Origin of the sequence: Enterobacter cloacae complex sp. S1, from assembly GCF_014930525.1 — a bacterium.
Classification (GTDB): Bacteria; Pseudomonadota; Gammaproteobacteria; order Enterobacterales; family Enterobacteriaceae; genus Enterobacter; species Enterobacter hormaechei_C.
Genome location: NZ_JADBRE010000059.1, coordinates 1 through 307 on the forward strand (window position 1 = coordinate 1; position 307 = coordinate 307).

Consider the following 307-nt stretch of genomic DNA (forward strand, 5'->3'; position numbering starts at 1 on the left):
TGGCGGCATTGTACTGCGGCGCGCCGTACGGGCAGGCCATGTGGCAGTAGCGACAGCCGATGCAGACATCCTCGTCCACCACCACAAAACCGTCGTCGCGCTTGTGCATTGCCCCGCTCGGGCAGACCTTGGTGCAGGCCGGATCTTCGCAGTGGTTGCAGGCAATCGACAGGTAATAGGCGAAGACATTCTGATGCCAGACGCCGTTGTCCTCCTGCCAGTCGCCGCCCGCATATTCATAAATACGCCGGAAGCTGACGTCCGGGGTCAGGTCTTTGTAATCCTTGCAGGCCAGCTCGCAGGTTTT

1 pseudogene is annotated in these 307 nt (G+C 60.3%); it reads right to left on the reverse strand.

Going from position 1 to position 307, the window contains the following annotated elements:
- Window positions 1-307, reverse strand: a pseudogene (gene dmsB, locus IM290_RS21310) (dimethylsulfoxide reductase iron-sulfur subunit DmsB); the annotation flags it as partial.